This window comes from Nocardia sp. NPDC051030, from assembly GCF_040683015.1.
Taxonomy (GTDB): domain Bacteria; phylum Actinomycetota; class Actinomycetes; order Mycobacteriales; family Mycobacteriaceae; genus Nocardia.
This window is the reverse complement of the sequence record NZ_JBFBCD010000003.1, coordinates 326,948-343,099: the sequence shown is the minus strand read 5'-3', so window position 1 is coordinate 343,099 and position 16,152 is coordinate 326,948. Positions and strand designations below refer to the sequence as shown.

14 protein-coding genes and 1 pseudogene are annotated in these 16,152 nt (G+C 66.3%); 5 read left to right on the top strand and 10 right to left on the bottom strand.

The window, feature by feature from the left end; translation table 11 throughout:
* Positions 1-161 precede the first annotated feature (161 nt).
* Positions 162-1,826, top strand: coding sequence for an FAD-binding dehydrogenase (locus AB0N05_RS10700; RefSeq protein WP_364690592.1), 1,665 nt, complete (start codon positions 162-164; stop codon positions 1,824-1,826).
* Positions 1,827-1,904: 78 nt separating this feature from the next.
* Here the strand turns inward: AB0N05_RS10700 and AB0N05_RS10695 are convergent, their stop codons facing one another.
* A complete protein-coding gene (locus tag AB0N05_RS10695) occupies positions 1,905-2,330 on the bottom strand; it encodes a hypothetical protein (protein ID WP_364690589.1) in 426 nt (141 codons plus the stop codon).
* 257 nt (positions 2,331-2,587) lie between these two features.
* Positions 2,588-4,057, bottom strand: coding sequence for an amino acid permease (locus AB0N05_RS10690; RefSeq protein ID WP_364690586.1), 1,470 nt, complete (start codon positions 4,055-4,057; stop codon positions 2,588-2,590).
* Between the two features lie 266 nt (positions 4,058-4,323).
* Here AB0N05_RS10690 and AB0N05_RS10685 point away from each other — a divergent pair, with 266 nt between their 5' ends.
* On the top strand, positions 4,324-6,288 hold the full coding sequence (locus AB0N05_RS10685; RefSeq protein WP_364690583.1) for a gamma-glutamyltransferase family protein: 1,965 nt from the start codon (positions 4,324-4,326) through the stop codon (positions 6,286-6,288).
* Positions 6,289-6,375: 87 nt separating this feature from the next.
* Here the strand turns inward: AB0N05_RS10685 and AB0N05_RS10680 are convergent, their stop codons facing one another.
* The 4 genes from AB0N05_RS10680 to AB0N05_RS10665 all read right to left on the bottom strand — a co-directional run bounded on the left by AB0N05_RS10680 (position 6,376) and on the right by AB0N05_RS10665 (position 9,443).
* Positions 6,376-6,807: a PH domain-containing protein gene (locus tag AB0N05_RS10680; protein WP_364692280.1), complete on the bottom strand. Its 432-nt coding sequence runs from the start codon at positions 6,805-6,807 to the stop codon at positions 6,376-6,378.
* A gap of 161 nt (positions 6,808-6,968) precedes the next feature.
* Complete coding sequence (ribH, locus tag AB0N05_RS10675; protein WP_364690580.1) at positions 6,969-7,448, bottom strand: 6,7-dimethyl-8-ribityllumazine synthase; 480 nt, start codon at positions 7,446-7,448, stop codon at positions 6,969-6,971.
* Between the two features lie 23 nt (positions 7,449-7,471).
* Positions 7,472-8,731, bottom strand: a complete 1,260-nt coding sequence (locus tag AB0N05_RS10670) for a bifunctional 3,4-dihydroxy-2-butanone-4-phosphate synthase/GTP cyclohydrolase II (protein ID WP_364690577.1) — start codon at positions 8,729-8,731, stop codon at positions 7,472-7,474.
* Positions 8,732-8,816: 85 nt separating this feature from the next.
* Positions 8,817-9,443 carry a riboflavin synthase gene (locus AB0N05_RS10665; protein ID WP_364690575.1) on the bottom strand — a complete coding sequence of 209 codons (627 nt, stop codon included), beginning with the start codon at positions 9,441-9,443 and terminating at the stop codon, positions 8,817-8,819.
* Between the two features lie 413 nt (positions 9,444-9,856).
* Here AB0N05_RS10665 and AB0N05_RS10660 point away from each other — a divergent pair, with 413 nt between their 5' ends.
* On the top strand, positions 9,857-10,303 hold the full coding sequence (locus AB0N05_RS10660; protein ID WP_364690572.1) for a hypothetical protein: 447 nt from the start codon (positions 9,857-9,859) through the stop codon (positions 10,301-10,303).
* Positions 10,304-10,351: 48 nt separating this feature from the next.
* Here AB0N05_RS10660 and rpe read toward each other — a convergent pair whose 3' ends face one another.
* Positions 10,352-11,020 (bottom strand): ribulose-phosphate 3-epimerase, encoded by a 669-nt coding sequence (gene rpe / locus AB0N05_RS10655; RefSeq protein WP_364692278.1) that lies wholly within the window; start codon positions 11,018-11,020, stop codon positions 10,352-10,354.
* A gap of 136 nt (positions 11,021-11,156) precedes the next feature.
* Between rpe and AB0N05_RS10650 the strand changes: the two genes are divergently transcribed.
* Positions 11,157-11,579: an anti-sigma factor gene (locus tag AB0N05_RS10650; protein ID WP_364690569.1), complete on the top strand. Its 423-nt coding sequence runs from the start codon at positions 11,157-11,159 to the stop codon at positions 11,577-11,579.
* A 17-nt stretch (positions 11,580-11,596) separates the two neighbouring features.
* Positions 11,597-12,541, top strand: coding sequence for an RNA polymerase sigma factor SigF (locus tag AB0N05_RS10645; RefSeq protein WP_364690566.1), 945 nt, complete (start codon positions 11,597-11,599; stop codon positions 12,539-12,541).
* A gap of 64 nt (positions 12,542-12,605) precedes the next feature.
* On the opposite strand, the pseudogene AB0N05_RS10640 reads toward AB0N05_RS10645, so the two are convergent.
* The 3 genes and pseudogenes from AB0N05_RS10640 to def all read right to left on the bottom strand — a co-directional run.
* Positions 12,606-13,940, bottom strand: a pseudogene (locus tag AB0N05_RS10640) (transcription antitermination factor NusB); the annotation flags it as partial.
* Positions 13,941-14,644: 704 nt separating this feature from the next.
* A complete protein-coding gene (gene fmt, locus AB0N05_RS10635) occupies positions 14,645-15,568 on the bottom strand; it encodes a methionyl-tRNA formyltransferase (RefSeq protein WP_364690563.1) in 924 nt (307 codons plus the stop codon).
* Complete coding sequence (def, locus tag AB0N05_RS10630; protein ID WP_364690560.1) at positions 15,568-16,140, bottom strand: peptide deformylase; 573 nt, start codon at positions 16,138-16,140, stop codon at positions 15,568-15,570. Before def ends, fmt begins: the two co-directional genes overlap by 1 nt.
* Positions 16,141-16,152 lie beyond the last annotated feature (12 nt).

Sequence of the window (16,152 nt, the reverse complement as noted above, 5' to 3'; positions counted from 1 at the left end):
ACTCGAACCATGCCATGGCCCACCGACATGCACAGGCCCATCAACACCGAAGGCCCGACGCTACCCAAGCATGGCCCACCGACACCCACGTTCGATACAGTCGCGTATCGAGCAACTCGATACACTGATGTATCGAACCTTTACGACGCTAGGAAATGGGCATGATCGAGAATCCGGATGTCATCGTCGTCGGCGCCGGTCTGGCCGGTCTCGTCGCCACTCACGAGCTGGTCAAGGCCGGAAAACGAGTCCTGATCCTGGACCAGGAGAACCGCGCGAATCTGGGCGCACAGGCGTTCTGGTCGCTGGGCGGACTGTTCTTCGTCGACAGCCCGGAACAGCGCCGGCTCGGCGTCAAGGACTCCCTGGAACTGGCCATGCAGGACTGGCTGGGCTCGGCCGGTTTCGACCGCGAGGACGAGGACCACTGGGCCCGGCAGTGGGCCAAGGCGTATGTCGAATTCGCCGCCACCGAGAAGCGGCAGTACCTGCACGACCTCGGCCTGCGGGTGACACCCGTGGTCGGCTGGGCCGAGCGCGGCGGCGCGACCGCCGACGGGCACGGCAATTCGGTGCCGCGCTTCCACCTCACCTGGGGCACCGGCCCGGAGGTGGTGCGGGTCTTCCTGGAACCGGTCCTGCAAGCCGAACAGCGCGGGCAGGTCGGCTTCGCCTTCCGGCACCGGGTCGACGAACTGGTCGTGGAGAACGATGTCGTCACCGGTGCGCGCGGCAGTGTGCTGGAACCGTCCGATGCCGAGCGCGGCGTGGAGTCCTCACGAACCATCTTGGGCGAGTTCGAATTCCAGGCCAAGGCGGTGATCGTGTCGTCGGGCGGCATCGGCCACAATCACGATCTCATCCGCCGCAACTGGCCGGTGGATCGGCTGGGTCCCTGCCCCGAGCACATGATCTCGGGCGTGCCCGCGCATGTGGACGGCCGCATGCTCGGCATCACCGAGGCGGCCGGCGGGCGCATCGTGAACCGGGATCGCATGTGGCACTACACCGAAGGCATTCACAACTGGGATCCGGTCTGGCCCGATCACGCCATCCGCATTATCCCCGGCCCGTCCTCGTTGTGGTTCGACGCCAATGGAAAGCGCTTGGCCGCACCGAATTTCCCCGGTTTCGACACCAATTCCAGCATGAAGGCGATCCTGTCGACCGGCTACGACTACTCCTGGTTCATCCTCAACCAGTCGATCATCGAGAAGGAATTCGCGCTCTCGGGTTCGGAACAGAATCCCGATATCACCGGCAAGGACCTCAAACTCACGCTCAAGAGCCGCGTCGCCAAGGGCGCGCCGGGCCCGGTGGAGGCGTTCAAGCAGCACGGCGTCGATTTCGTGGTCGCCGACAATCTGGCGGAGCTGGTCGCGGGCATGAACAAGATCGCGCGCGGCCCGCACCTGGACCTCGCCGAGATCGAGCGCCAGGTGGTGGCGCGCGACCGCGATGCCGAACACAAGTTCAGCAAGGACGCGCAGCTCATGGCGATCGGCAATGCCCGTCGCTACCTGGGCGACAAGCTGGGCCGCGTCGCCACCCCGCACCGAATCCTGGATCCCGCGCACGGCCCGTTGATCGCGGTCCGGCTCAATATCCTCACCCGAAAGACCTTGGGCGGCTTGCAGACCAATCTGGACTCTCAGGTCATGCGCCCCGACGGCACCCCGTTCCCCGGCCTGTATGCCGCCGGTGAGGTCGCCGGTTTCGGCGGTGGCGGTGTGCACGGTTACAACGCCCTGGAAGGCACCTTCCTGGGTGGCTGCATCTTCTCCGGCCGCGCCGCCGGACGCGCACTAGGCCGCAGCCTGAAGTGATTCAGGGCGAGGGTTGAATCGAAAGGGTTGACTCGAATCGGTTGCCGCCCAAGCGCATGCGCGGGCGGCAGCCGCGAATCAGGCCGCGACGAACCAGTCGTAGCACTCCCGGCGCAGCAGCAGCGCCAGCACGGTCCCCGAGGCCATCACCCCGAGCAGCACGGTGAACGGCCCCACGCCCGAAGGCATCTCGGCCGACACCAGCGTGAACACGCCCAGAAACGCTTGCAAGCTGGCAAGTCCCAGTGCCGCCACCCACACCCAGCGCGATCGCAGCCCGAAAAGCAGTGCCACACCGCCGGTTACCAGCGCCGCGAAGAAGTGTCCGATATTGCCGAACACATCATCGAACCCGCCGGTCACCGCGAGCACCCCGTGCAGGATCACCAATCCCGCTGTGGCCAAGGCGGCGTACTGCGTTTCCCGCACCTTGGTGGGCAACTCGATCTTGAAACCATCATGCCGAATGCCGCGAGCGACACCCACGATTCGCTCGAAAAACATGCCAGGAACACTGTTCCGCGCATCTGCCGACGAGATTTCCACCTCGTCGACCACAGCCGAATGCGAACTCACAGCACTCCTCGTTGAGCATCTATCGCGATGCGCCCCCTGCGAACACATCGCCCTGACGCTAACCAGGTGAATGGATTTCGAACAATCTCTGCGGCGAAGTTATGAGAAGGCCCACGCCGATACGATCAAGCGACCAAACGTGATCGCAGCCACATCGGTGCGCAGTCGCCGCGATGTCCGCGACGCTACTTGTCGTCCAACGGGATCGGCGGGATCACGGGGAACTCGCCGGTGTAGCCCTCACGCATCTTGGCAATGGCGAGCACGCGCGGCTCGGCGAACTTCCAGCCGATCATCAAGGCGGGGATGATGATCACCAGGCTGGACACCGTCCAGGTGCCTACCGGGCGGTCGAAGGCCATGAGGATCAGGACCGCGAGAAGGAAGACCAGCGTGGCGATTCCGGTGTAGGGAGCGCCGAACATGCGGAACGCCGGACGCTCGGCGATGCCCTTCTTCCACCACCACCAGAGCTTCAGCTGGCACAGGATGATCACGGCCCAGGACGAGAGGATGCCCAGTGAGGCCACGTTCAGGACGATCTCGAAGGCGTCCTCGGGGACTACGTAGTTGAGCCAGATGCCGAACAGCGCGATGGTGCTGGTGAGCAGGATGCCGCCATAGGGCACACCGGCTTTCGACATGCGCGCGGTGAATTTCGGTGCGCTGCCGTTCATTGCCATGGATCGCAGGATGCGGCCGGTGGAGTAGAGACCGGCGTTCAGGCTGGAGAGCGCGGCGGTCAGCACCACGAAGTTCATGATCGAACCCATGTGTGCGACACCGAGCTTGGAGAAGAAGGTGACGAACGGGCTCTCACCGCTCTTGTACGAGGTGTAGGGCAGCAGCAGCGCGAGCAGGATCACCGAACCGCAGTAGAACAGCGCGATACGCATGATCACCGAGTTGATGGCGCGCGGCATGATCTTGGCCGGATTCTCGGTCTCACCCGCGGCGATACCGACCATTTCCACGGCGGCATAGGCGAATACGACGCCGGAGGTGACCGTGATCAGCGGCAGAATCCCGGTCGGGAACCAGCCGCCCGCCTCGCTGACCATCCGGAAGCCGGTGGACTGACCCTCGACCTCGAAGCGCCCGGCCAGGAACACGGTACCGACCACGAGGAAGCTGACCAGGGCGAGCACCTTGATCATGGCCGCCCAGAACTCCATCTCACCGAACCACTTCACCGAGGCCAGGTTGATGCCCAGCACGATGATCAGTGCGCCCAGCGCCAGAATCCACTGCGCGACCGGCTCGAACGGGCCCCAGTAGTGCAGGTAGGTGGCCACCGCGGTGGTGTCGACGATGCCGGTCATGGACCAGTTCAGGAAGTACATCCACCCGGCCACGAAAGCGGCCTTCTCGCCGAAGAATTCACGCGCGTAGGAGACGAAGGAGCCCGAAGACGGGCGGTGCAGCACCAATTCACCCAGCGCACGCAGGATGAAGAAGACGAAAACGCCACAGACCAGGTACACCAGGAACAGCGACGGACCGGCGCTGGCCAGTCGTCCGCCCGCGCCCAGGAACAGGCCGGTGCCGATGGCGCCGCCGATGGCGATCATCTGCAATTGCCGAGGTTTCAGGGCTTTGTGATACCCGCTGTCCTCGGCATTGAGGTTGGTGGCCTTTGTCCGGATCTCGGTCATTCGCCGGTTAACCCTCCGCAATCGTTAAGTGAGGCGGTAGCGAGAGTACCTTGCGATTTGCTGAGAACCACATCGGCGCTCCGAGCAGGAACACTCGCGAGGAGGTACGAGCACGTCATCAAACCATCGGGTCCATTTTGACGTGGATTGCCGCCGAAACGCTCCATCTTAGACTTATTTCCACCCAGAAATGAAATCCCGGCAACCCGCCCCATCCGGACCCACAAAGCCGTGCCGATGCCGGGCCTCGGCGCTAGAGTCCGACCATGAAGCGCTTGCGACAGCAGACCTGGAGCGGCGCTGCCGCCCTGCTGCTTCTGCTCGGACTGGCCACCGCCTGCTCGTCCACCGACAAGGAACAGGCCACCTGCGAATCGACGCCCAATGGCGTCCCCGTCACCGCCCAGGCCAGCTCCGGATCACCCACCACCACCAATCTCAGCCTGCACCCGGAGATCGCCACCGGATACCGCACGGGCATGAAACCCGTACGCACGGACAGCTTCTCGGTCTCCACCGCCAATCCGGTCGCCACCGAGGCCGCCTGCAAGGTGTTGCGCGAGGGCGGCACCGCCGCCGACGCGCTCATCGTGGCGCAGACCGTGCTCGGCCTGGTCGAACCGCAGGCCTCCGGCATAGGCGGCGGCGCTTTCCTGCTCTATTACGACAAGGCCAGCGGCAATGTCGAGGCCTACGACGGCCGTGAAACCGCACCGGCCGCCGCCACCAATGACTATCTGCGCTGGATCAGCGATACCGACCGCACCGTGCCGCAACCCAATGCGCGCGCCAGCGGCCGGTCCATCGGCACTCCGGGCGCGCTGCGACTACTCGAGCTCGCGCAGCAGGAACACGGCAAGCAGACCTGGCGCGACCTGTTCAATCCGGCTATCGCACTGGCCGATCAGGGCTTCAAGATCAGCCCTCGAATGGCGGGCCAAATCGCCGACTCCGCAGCCGATCTCGGACGTGACGAGAACGCCCGCAACTACTTCCTGCAGGCCGACGGCACCGGCAAACCCGCCGGGACCACGCTGACGAATCCGGCAATGTCCAAGACCCTCTCGGCCATTGCCTCCGACGGCGCGAACGCCTTCTATACCGGGGCCATCGCCGCCGATATCGTGGAAGCCATCTCCACCACCTCGGGCGGACGCACCCCGGGCCTGACCTCCATGGCGGATCTGGCCGCCTACCAGGCCAAGAAGCGCACCGTGCTGTGCTCGCCGTACCGCACGCACGAGATCTGCGGCATGCCCAATCCGTCCTCCGGCGGCGTCACGGTCGCGGCCACGCTGGGCATCCTGTCGAACTTCGACCTGAGCGCCATGAAGCCCGAGAACATCAGCGGCGATTCCGATGCCGCGCTCAATGGCGGCAAGCCCACGGCCGCTGCGGTGCACCTCATCTCGGAGGCCGAGCGCCTCACCTACGCCGATCGCGACAAGTACGTGGCCGACTCGGATTTCATTCCCATGCCGGGTAATTCGCCGCAGACGCTGCTCAATCCCGACTACCTGAAAACGCGCGCGGGGCTCATCGATCCGAACCACAGCATGGGCAACGCGCAGCCCGGTGACTTCGGCCCGGTCCCCCTCGGCACCGGACCGCAGACGCCCGAACACGGCACCAGCCACATCTCCATCGTCGACAAGTACGGCAATGCCGCCGCCATGACCACCACGGTGGAATCGGCCTTCGGCTCCTTCCACCTGGTCGATGGCTTCGTGCTGAACAACCAGCTCACCGACTTCGCCGCCGAACCGCTCGGCAAGGACGGCCTGCCCGTCGCCAACCGGATCGACGCGGGCAAGCGGCCGCGCAGCTCCATGAGCCCGACGCTGGTCTTCGACAAGGCCGCCGATGGCTCGCGCGGGCAGCTCAGCTTCGTGACCGGGTCGCCCGGCGGGTCGGTCATCATCCAGTTCGTGGTGAAAACCCTGGTGGCCATGCTGGATTGGGGGCTGAACCCGCAGCAGGCGGTCTCACTCGTCGCCTTCGGTGCGGCCAACTCCCCCGCCACCAATGTCGGGGGCGAGAATCCCGCGATCAATGCCGCCGACAATGGCGACCACGACGCACTGGTGCTGAAACTACGAGAGCTCGGCCACCAAGTCTCGGTGGCCCCGCAATCCAGCGGCCTATCCGCCCTGGCCCGCGACGGCAATGGCTGGATCGGCGGCGCGGACCCGCGGCGTGAGGGTGCCGTGCTCGGCGACAACCAGCACTGACCGGCACACGCATTGACGATTGTGGCCCGTCACCCCAATGGGTGGCGGGCCACAATCATGTTTACCGACGGAATGAATTCCGCTGCGTCAGTCCGTATTTCCGGTGTACTTCGCGCCGAGCTCACGGAACTTGTCCATCGCCGTGGCGGCACGCAGCTTGTCATTGGAACGGATCGCCATCATCGGCACGTATTCGTCATGCACGAGTTCCAGCCGGGCCCAGGACTTCTTGTCCGGGAAGGAGATCCCGCGAATATCCTTCCACTGGAATTCATTGTCGCCCAGGATATTGCGCACCACGACCCCGCGCGCACCCACCCGCACCCGCGGACGGCTGAGCATGAGCACGCCACCGGCCAGCAGCAGCCCGATGCCGATCATGGCGATCTGATCGGAGATCCGGAAGTTCACACCCGTGGATCCCCGGTTCAGGAAGATGCCGCCGATAATGAACACGGCCGCGATCAACACCGCGACGATCCGCACGGTGCGGATCGCACGATGCGGCCGCACCTCCAGATCCCAGCCGGATTCGGAATCCTCCTCGGCGGCGGGCTTGCTTTCGGACTTCTGCTGTGCGGCAGGCACTTGCGCATCCCCGGTCTTCGATTCGGCGGCAGGCTTACGGGGCGGTTCCTCGGAACCGCCGTCTCGCTTCCAGATCCGGACGACTGGCATGACTAGACGGACTGGGTCAGCTCGCGCAGGGTCAGCGCCGCATCCAGCGCGGCGGCCGAGGCCTGCTCACCCTTGTTCTCCGCCGAGCCGGGCAGACCCGCGCGATCCAGGGCCTGCTCCTCGGTGTTCACCGTGAGCACGCCATTGGTGACCGGGGTGCCCTCATCGAGAGACACCCGGGTCAGACCGGCCGTCACCGAATCGCACACGTACTCGAAATGCGGTGTGCCACCACGGATCACGACACCGAGCGCGACCACCGCGTCATGGCTGCGGGCCAGCGCCTGCGCCACCACCGGCAGCTCCATCGCGCCCGCGACCCGCACCACCGTGATGTCGGTGACGCCCGCGTCCTGCGCCGTCTTCACCGCATTGTCGACCAGTGCGTCGCAGATCGTGGTGTGCCAGCGCGAGGCGACGATGCCCAGCTTGACGCTCTTGGCATCGGCGAGCTCGAATGTCGGTACGCCGGTACCGCTCATCGGTATCCGCCCTTCTCGGTTGTCTAGTGTGCGGTTTCGCCCAGGTCGAGATCGTCCAGCCCGACCAGGTCGTGGCCCATCCGATCCCGCTTGGTGCGCAGATAACGCAGATTGTGGGAATTGGCGTGCACCGGCATCGGCACCCGCTCGCTGATGCTGAGCCCGTATCCCTCGATCCCGGCGCGCTTGTCCGGGTTATTGGTGAGCAGCCGCATCGACGTGATGCCGAGATCCACGAGAATCTGTGCACCGGTGCCATAGTCACGCGCATCGGCGGGCAGGTTCTGGGCGGTATTGGCATCCACGGTGTCGAGGTCGAGATTGTCCTGCAACTGGTAGGCCTGCAACTTGTGCATGAGCCCGATGCCGCGGCCCTCATGCCCGCGCATGTAGAGCACCACGCCGCGACCTTCCTCGGCGACCATCTTGATGGCCGCGTCCAGCTGCGGTCCGCAGTCGCAGCGCAGCGACCCGAACACGTCACCGGTCAGGCATTCCGAGTGCACCCGCACCAGGACGCCCTCGCCGGTGCCATCGGGGCCCGGGATATCACCCAGGACCAGCGCGACATGCTCGGAATCGTCGTAATCGCTCCGGTAGCCGATGGCCTTGAACTCGCCGTACTTGGTCGGGATCTTGGCCTCGGCCACCCGCTCCACATGCTTCTCATTGCGGCGACGCCAGGCGATCATCTGCGCGATGGAGATGAAGGCCAGATCATGCTCATCGGCGAAAACGCGCAGCTCCTCGGTGCGCGCCATATCGCCTTCGTTCTTCTGGCTGACGATCTCGCAGATCACGCCGGCGGGGCTGAGCCCGGCCATGCGGGCCAGATCCACGGCGGCCTCGGTGTGGCCGGGGCGGCGTAGGACGCCACCGTCCTTGGCGCGCAACGGGACCACGTGACCCGGGCGGGTCAGATCATCGGACTTGGCCTGCGGATCGGCGAGCACGCGCATGGTGGTGGCGCGGTCGGCGGCCGAGATGCCGGTGCTGATGCCCTCGCGCGCATCCACCGAGACGGTGTAGGCGGTGCCGTGCTTGTCCTGGTTCACCGCGAACATGGGCGGCAGGCCCATGCGGTCGCAGTCGTCCCCGGTGAGCGGCACACAGATGTAACCGGAGGTGTAGCGGATCATGAAGGCCACGAGCTCGGGGGTCGCCTTCTCGGCGGCGAAAATGAGGTCGCCCTCGTTCTCCCGGCCCTCGTCGTCGACCACGACGACGGCCTTACCGGCGGCGATGTCGGCGACTGCGCGCTCGATGGTGTCGAACCTGGTCACGTCTGTTGTGCTCCATCTCGATTAGGTGCCTACCTACAGTAAGCCAGTGCCTGTTTTGCGCCGTCTCCGGCGTCGCGAGTGCGGGCTAGCCGCGCTGGACCAGTCGTTCGACGTACTTGGCGATAATGTCCACCTCCAGGTTCACGGTGGTGCCGACCGGGGCGGAACCGAGGGTGGTGAGTGCGCGGGTGGTCGGGATCAGCGAAACCTCGAGCCAGTCCTTGCTGCCGTCGGCGGCCGCTTCCTCGGCGAGTCCGAGACCCGAGACCGTCAGCGAGATGCCGTCGATGGTGATGGAACCCTTCTCCACGACATAGCGGGCGATGCTGTCCGGCAGCGAGATTCGGACCACCTCCCAGTTCTCCGACGGGGTGCGGGCGAGCACGGTGCCGGTGCCATCCACATGGCCCTGCACGATATGGCCGCCGAGGCGGCTATTGACGGCGGCGGCGCGTTCCAGATTGACCCGCGAGCCGACGTCGAGGCCGCCGATGCTGGAGCGATTGAGGGTCTCGGCCATGACGTCCACGGTGAAAACGTCGCCTTCCACCTTCTGGTCTACGACGGTCAGGCAGACACCGTTCACCGCGATCGAATCGCCGTGTCCGGCATCGGAGGTCACCAGCGGTCCGCGAATGGTCAGACGGGCCGCATCGGCCAGCTGTTCGGTGGCGACGATCTCGCCCAGTTCCTCGACGATGCCCGTGAACATTGCGCTACCTCTCCCTGTGCCAATTACCGCATCACGCCCGCGAGCCGGGCCCGACGACCGGGCCAACAGCCCGGGCCACCGGCCGTATTCCCCGGTGAGCGATTGTCCCCCTCAGCCTAACGACGCCGCGTCGCAGACGACATGCGGCCTGGCCGGGGCTGAAACGCGCGGGTTTACCCAATCTGCGACTCGCTTACACCAGAATCTTGCGCAGAACCAAAAATGGACGCAAGATTGTTATGCAGCTGATTCCTACAGTTCAACTTCTCCGCCAGCAGTTCAGTGCAGAACGATCTCGGCAGCCGGTGCCTCCTCCAGGCCCGGGTGAGCAATCGCAGCAGTTCAAACCTAGGGAAGGTTGGGCCCCGCGCGGGCCGGATCCTGGTGGCAGACAAAACAATTGGGAGAACAGCGTGACCACGCTCCTCGATACGACGCTCGAAGTCCGCTGTGTGCAGTACCGCCGCGAATTTCATCTTCCGGCATCGATCGACCCGACGTCACGACACATCCTGCTCGAGATAGGCAGCCGTTACGGCGCCATCACCATGCCCGCCGACCTCGGCGAACGCGTCCAGCAGCGGCTGGCGCAGGCCGATCTGGCCGGGCCGATCGTGCACCACCCCCGGGCGCGGCGCTGGACCTTCATTACCGGTCCGATTCGCCCCGAAGCGCTCAGCAAGTCGGTCTCCGCGGCCTTGTTCCGGCTCTACGCCACGGTCGCGTGCACCGGCGCGCAGGTGGTGCTCCCGTCCGCCGATGACGAGCGCACGGGATACCGCACCTGGATTCAGCCGCCGGAGACCGTCACCGCGGTGCCGCCGCTGGAATCGGTGGTCGAGGCGCTACTCGGCCACTGACGGGCGAGACCGCCCACTCGGACGGTCGCGCACGTTCGATCCGACGTCTTAATCAGCCGCGGTCGCGGCCTCGACGGCGATCACCTTCTGCCGCAAGGCTTCCACGGTCGCGGCCGGGTCGGCGGTGCCGTAGACGGCGGAACCGGCGACGAAGCAGTCGATTCCGGCCTCGGCGGCCTGCTCGATCGTGCTCATATTGATGCCGCCGTCGATCTCGACCACCAGGCGCAGCTCACCGGCGTCCACCAGGCGGCGCACCGTGCGGGCCTTGTCCAGCACGTGCGCGATGAATGACTGTCCGCCGAAACCGGGTTCGACGCTCATGACAAGCAGGGTGTCGAACTCGCGCAGGATCTCGAGGTACGGCTCGATCGGTGTGCCCGGCTTGACCGAAAGGCCCGCCTTCGCACCGGCTGCCCGAATGTCGCGGGCGACCGCGAGGGGATTGTCGGTGGCCTCTGCGTGGAAAGTGACGTTGTATGCGCCCGCCTCCGCGTAGGCCGGGGCCCAGCGCTCCGGGTTCTCGATCATGAGATGGCAGTCGAGCGGAATGTCGGTGGCCTTCAACAGGCTTTCCACCACCGGCAGGCCGAGCGTCAGGTTGGGCACGAAATGGTTGTCCATCACGTCGACATGCACCCAATCGGCACCCTCGATGGCCTTCACTTCCTCACCGAGACGCGCGAAATCGGCGGAAAGGATGGAGGGGGCGATCATCGGCGCGGGCCGATGGAAGGGGGAGGAAGAGGTGCACACACGCGGCAGTCTAGCGGCCCCGCGTAGCAGACACGGCCGGGGCCGATACCGGCGATTGCCGTGATTGCGCCGCACCGGAATGGGTAGCCTCTACAAGGTGATCAACATTTCGGCGGAACAAGGGCTGCGGGCCACACCGGTCGAGATCGGTGTCGCCGCATCCGTCTCCCAGTTGCCCATCGTGCGCGGACTCGCCGAAACACTGGTGCTGCTCAGCGATTTCACCCTGGACGAGGTGGCCGATATCCGGCTCGCCGTCGACGAGGCCGCATCCACGCTCATCGCGCTCGCCAAGCCGGACACCACGCTGCAATGCCGGTTCACCGTCGGTGACACCGATTTGCTGGTGCAGGTCAGTGGAATCGCGCGCGCCGAGGGACTGCCCGATCAACGCAGCTTCGGCTGGCATGTGCTGCGCACGCTCTCCGACGAGGTGAGCGCGACACAGGGCGCGTTCGATCCGGCGATCTCCGGCTACCCGACGGTCGTGGAATTCCGGCGGGTCCGGGGGAAGGCGTAGTGGCAGACGGAGACATCGTGTTCGCATCCCCCGATGCACCCGAGCCCGACCCCAAAACCGAACCGCAGGCCGAGCCGCCCGAGGAGCGGGAAACTGCCGACGGCGACGGTGACAACGCAGAGAACGCTGCAAACGGCGAGAACGGTGAAGCCACCGAGGCCGTAGAAGAAGTCGATGCGGAGGAAGTCGAAGAGGTCGTCCGCACCGCCTCCGGATACGACGATGTGTCGGCGCTGTTCGAACAGCTGGCCGCCACCGACCCCGGCTCCTCCAGACGCGCGTTGCTACGTGGTGAATTGATCAACCGGTGCATCCCGCTCGCCGACCACATAGCCCGCAAATTCAGCGGCCGCGGTGAGCCATTCGACGATCTGACCCAGGTGGCACGGGTCGGCCTGGTGCACGCCGTCGACCGCTTCGACATCACCCGCGGCTCCAACTTCCTGTCCTTCGCCGTCCCCACCATCATGGGCGAGGTTCGCCGCTACTTCCGCGACAACACCTGGGCCATGCGAGTCCCGCGCCGCGTCAAGGAAACCCACCTGCGCATCGGCGCGGCCATAGACGGCCTCTCCCAGCAACTCGGCCGCTCCCCCACCGCCAAGGAAATCGCGGCCGAACTCGGCATCGAACCCGATGAGGTCACCCAGGCCGTCATAGCCGGAAATGCCTACCAGCCCAGCTCCATCGACGCCGTCTCCGTGGGGCGCGACACCGAGGCATCCCTGCTCGACACCCTCGGCGAAGAAGAATCCCAATTCGACCGAGTCGAAGAGTACGTGGCCATCCGGCCTCTGCTGGAAGGTCTTCCGGAACGCGAACGCCGCATTCTGACCATGCGTTTCTTCGAATCCATGACCCAAACCCAGATCGCCAACCAGATGGGCATCTCCCAGATGCACGTCTCGCGCATTCTCTCCAAAACCCTCGCCCGACTTCGCGAGCAATCCGCCCGCGAGTAGGCATCAGGACGAAAAGCACCGCGCCGGGCCCGAATCGGGCCCGGCGCGGTGTGCGTTTACCGCATTACTCCGGCTGGAGCGGTTTGCGTAGAGCCGCCAGGAACATGGCGTCCGTGCCGTGGCGGTGCGGCCACAGTTGTACGCCGGGGCCGTCACCGAGATCGGTGACGCCCGGGAGCAATTCGCGGGTGTCGAGTTGTTCCGCGCCGGTGCGGCGGACCATATCGGCCACCACCGAGACCGTCTCCGGCAGATGCGGGGAACACGTCGAGTAGACGACCACACCGCCGGGCCGGACCAGATCCCATGCGGCGGAAAGCAATTCGCGCTGCAAGGTGACCAATTCGCGAACGTCGGAGGGTTGGCGACGCCAGCGGGCCTCCGGGCGGCGGCGCAAGGCACCGAGCCCGGTACACGGGGCGTCGACCAAGATGCGGTCGTAACCGGGGGTGAGGCCGCTGTCGCGACCATCGGTCACGTGCACCTCGACCGGCATGCCCCGGGTGGTCTTGCGCACCAATTCCGCACGGTGCTCGGCGGGTTCGACCGCGTCGATGCGGAAGCCGTCGATATCGGCGATCGCACCGAGCAGGGCGGTCTTGCCACCAGGTCCGGCGCACAGATCCAGCCACCGTCCGCCGTCCGGGCCCTCCAACGGAGCCTTGGTGACCGCGAGCGCCACCAACTGGCTGCCCTCATCCTGCACGGCGGCCATACCTTCACGAACCGGTTCCAGCTTGGCCGGATCGCCACCGTCGAGGTACACCGCATACGGCGACCAACGGCCTTCCTCGCCACCGGTGATCAAAGCCAGTTCCTCGGCGGAGATTTCGCCGGGCCGCGCAACCAAATGCACCGCCGGACGAGCATCATCGGCGGCCAGCACCTCCTGAAGCTCCCCCGCCTCCGCCCCCAGCGCATCCGCGAACGCCTGCGCAATCCACACCGGATGCGCATACTCGAACGCCAAGTGCCCGAGCGGATCCTTCGGTGCGAGAGCTTCCACCCACTCCTCCGGCGTCCGCTCCGCCACCCGCCGCAGCACAGCATTCACGAACCCGGCACGCCCAGCGCCGAATTCGTCCCGAACCAGCGCGACCGACGTATCAACCGCCGCATGCGCCCCGATCCGAGTCCGCAAAATCTGATAGGCCCCAAGCCGCAACGCGTCCAAAAGCAGCCCATCGATCTCGCCGATCGGCCGCCCCGCTCCCGCCTCGATCACGGCATCGAGCAACCCCTGCGCCCGCGAGGCCCCGTAGGTGAGCTCGGTGGCCAACGCCGCATCGCGCCCGCTGATCTTCCGCTCCCGCAAAAGCCCCGGCAACACAAGATTCGCGTAAGCATCCCGCTCCCGCACCGCCCGCAAAACATCCCGGGCGACGACCCGAACCGGATCCCCGCTCTGCACAGGGCGTTCCCCGCGCCGAGCACCCCCATTACTCCCAGTGCGCTGCGGTCCGGAGCCCGTCCCGTCCCCACGACGAGCCTTTCCACCGCTCCGCGCTCCGGTCGGGCCACTCTTCGACCGGCCGACATCATCGCGCGAACCGCGAGCGGCGGTTCCGCCACTGCGGCTCTGTTCGGCGCGTGTGCTGTCGCCACTGCCCTGGCCGCCGCGTGAAGCGGCCGGACCGTTACTCGACCGGTTGGCATCGTCGTGCGACCTGCGTGCGTCATCCGCACCGTCGTGGGTTCGCCCGCCACCACGCGCACCTTCGCCGCGACTCTGGCCGCCGCGCGTACCCGAGAAACCGCTGCTCGACCCACTCGAGGATGCGCCGTCACGCGAGGTACGGCGTGCATCACCCCGCGGGCCGGTTGTGCCGCCGGAGGACTTGGATCCGCTACGTCCGCCGTCTGCGCCACCGCGGCGCTGATCGCCCTGTGCCGCAGGGGATTCGCGGCGTGTGCCGCTGCCGCCGCGGTTGTCGCCCTGGCGGGGGCGGCCGGACTTGGAGTCGTCGCGGCCGGTGCCGGGGGTGCGGGGTTTGAAAGCATTGCGGGAGGGCTTGTCTCCCTGACGGGCGGGCTGCTTGCGCTGGGCGCCGCCGTTGGACGAGATGCCGGTGCGGGGCTCGTCCTTGTCACGATCGGGGCGTGTCATGCGACCACCGCGCCGGGGGCGAGGCGGGCGCCGCGGGCCCAGTCGAGGGCGGGCATCATGCGTTTGCCCGGGGGTTGGACTTGGGTGAGGCGGACCGCGGTGGTGGCGGTGCCGATGTAGACGCCGGTCTTGCGGACGTCGATGGCGCGCTCGGGCAGGGATTCCTCGACCATTTCCACCGGGCCCAGCTTAAGGCGCATGCCCTCGAATTCGGTCCAGGCGCCCGGGGCGGGTGTGACCGCGCGGGAGCGGCGGGCAATGGCCAGGGCGGGCTGGTCCCAGCGCAGCTGACCGTCCTCCTGCTCCACCTTGGGAGCGTAGGAGATGCCGTCCATGGACTGCGGAACTGCTTGCACGACACCGGATTCCACCCCGTCGAGGGTGGATTCCAGCAGGTGCGCGCCGCTCTCGGCGAGACGTTCCAGCAGGGTGCCGGACGTGTCGGAGATGGCGATCTTCTCGGTCAGCGTGCCGAAGACCGGCCCGGTGTCCAGGCCCTTCTCGATCCGGAACGTGGACGCACCGGTGTACTCGTCACCGGCGAGAATGGCGGCCTGCACGGGCGCCGCACCACGCCAGGCGGGCAGCAGCGAGAAGTGCAGATTGATCCAGCCGTGCCGGGGAATGTCGAGCACCCGCTCGGGCAGCAGCGCGCCGTAAGCGACCACGGGACAACAGTCGGGAGCCAATTCGGTGAGCGCCTCGACGAAGTCGGGCTCGGACGGCTTGCGCGGCGTGAACACGGGAATCCCATGCTCGTCGGCGAGCTGCCCGATCGGCGACCGGGTCACCTTGCGCCCGCGCCCGCGCACCGCGTCCGGCCGCGTCACCACCGCGACCACTTCATGCTTATCGGATTCGATGAGCCGCCGCAGCGACGGAACCGCCGGCTCGGGGGTTCCCGCGAACACCAGACGCATCAACGACTCCGTTCCCGCGCAGTGGCGGATGAGGTGCGGCGGGCACCGATCTCGGAAGCCGCCAGCACCGTGATTCCCTGTGTGAACCAGGATGATTCGCGCAATGTCCGCATGGCTTCCTTGCGTGTGGCCGGATCCAGCCGCTGCAAGAACAGCACCCCGTCGAGATGGTCGGTCTCATGCTGCACGCACCGAGCCAACAACCCCTCGGCCCGGAACTCGACCGCCTTACCGTCCACATCGACCCCGCGCGCCTGCACCACCAGCGGCCGCGTGACGTCATGGCGCACACCGGGAATCGACAGACACCCCTCCGGCCCGGTTTGCGTCTCGTCCCCGAGCACCTCGAACACCGGATTGATCAAATGCCCCTGCGCATCCCCGGTGTCATACACGAACACCCGCAGCCCCACCCCGATCTGCGGAGCCGCCATCCCCACCCCACCACTCTCATACATGGTGTCGGTGAGGTCAGCCACCAGCTGACGCACCTCCCGATCAAACGTCTCGACCTCCGCCGCGCGAGCGCGCAGGATCGGATCGCCGAACAGGCGGACAGGCTGGATGGTCACGGGCAGCTCCAG

Coding starts and splice junctions, on each gene's coding strand:
- AB0N05_RS10700 (WP_364690592.1), top strand. CDS start 162: ATGATCGAGAATCCGGATGTCATCGTCGTCGGCGCCGGTCTGGCCGGT.
- AB0N05_RS10695 (WP_364690589.1), bottom strand. CDS start 2,330: ATGTTTTTCGAGCGAATCGTGGGTGTCGCTCGCGGCATTCGGCATGAT.
- AB0N05_RS10690 (WP_364690586.1), bottom strand. CDS start 4,057: ATGACCGAGATCCGGACAAAGGCCACCAACCTCAATGCCGAGGACAGC.
- AB0N05_RS10685 (WP_364690583.1), top strand. CDS start 4,324: ATGAAGCGCTTGCGACAGCAGACCTGGAGCGGCGCTGCCGCCCTGCTG.
- ribH (WP_364690580.1), bottom strand. CDS start 7,448: ATGAGCGGTACCGGCGTACCGACATTCGAGCTCGCCGATGCCAAGAGC.
- AB0N05_RS10665 (WP_364690575.1), bottom strand. CDS start 9,443: ATGTTCACGGGCATCGTCGAGGAACTGGGCGAGATCGTCGCCACCGAA.
- rpe (WP_364692278.1), bottom strand. CDS start 11,020: ATGATCGCCCCCTCCATCCTTTCCGCCGATTTCGCGCGTCTCGGTGAG.
- fmt (WP_364690563.1), bottom strand. CDS start 15,568: ATGCGTCTGGTGTTCGCGGGAACCCCCGAGCCGGCGGTTCCGTCGCTG.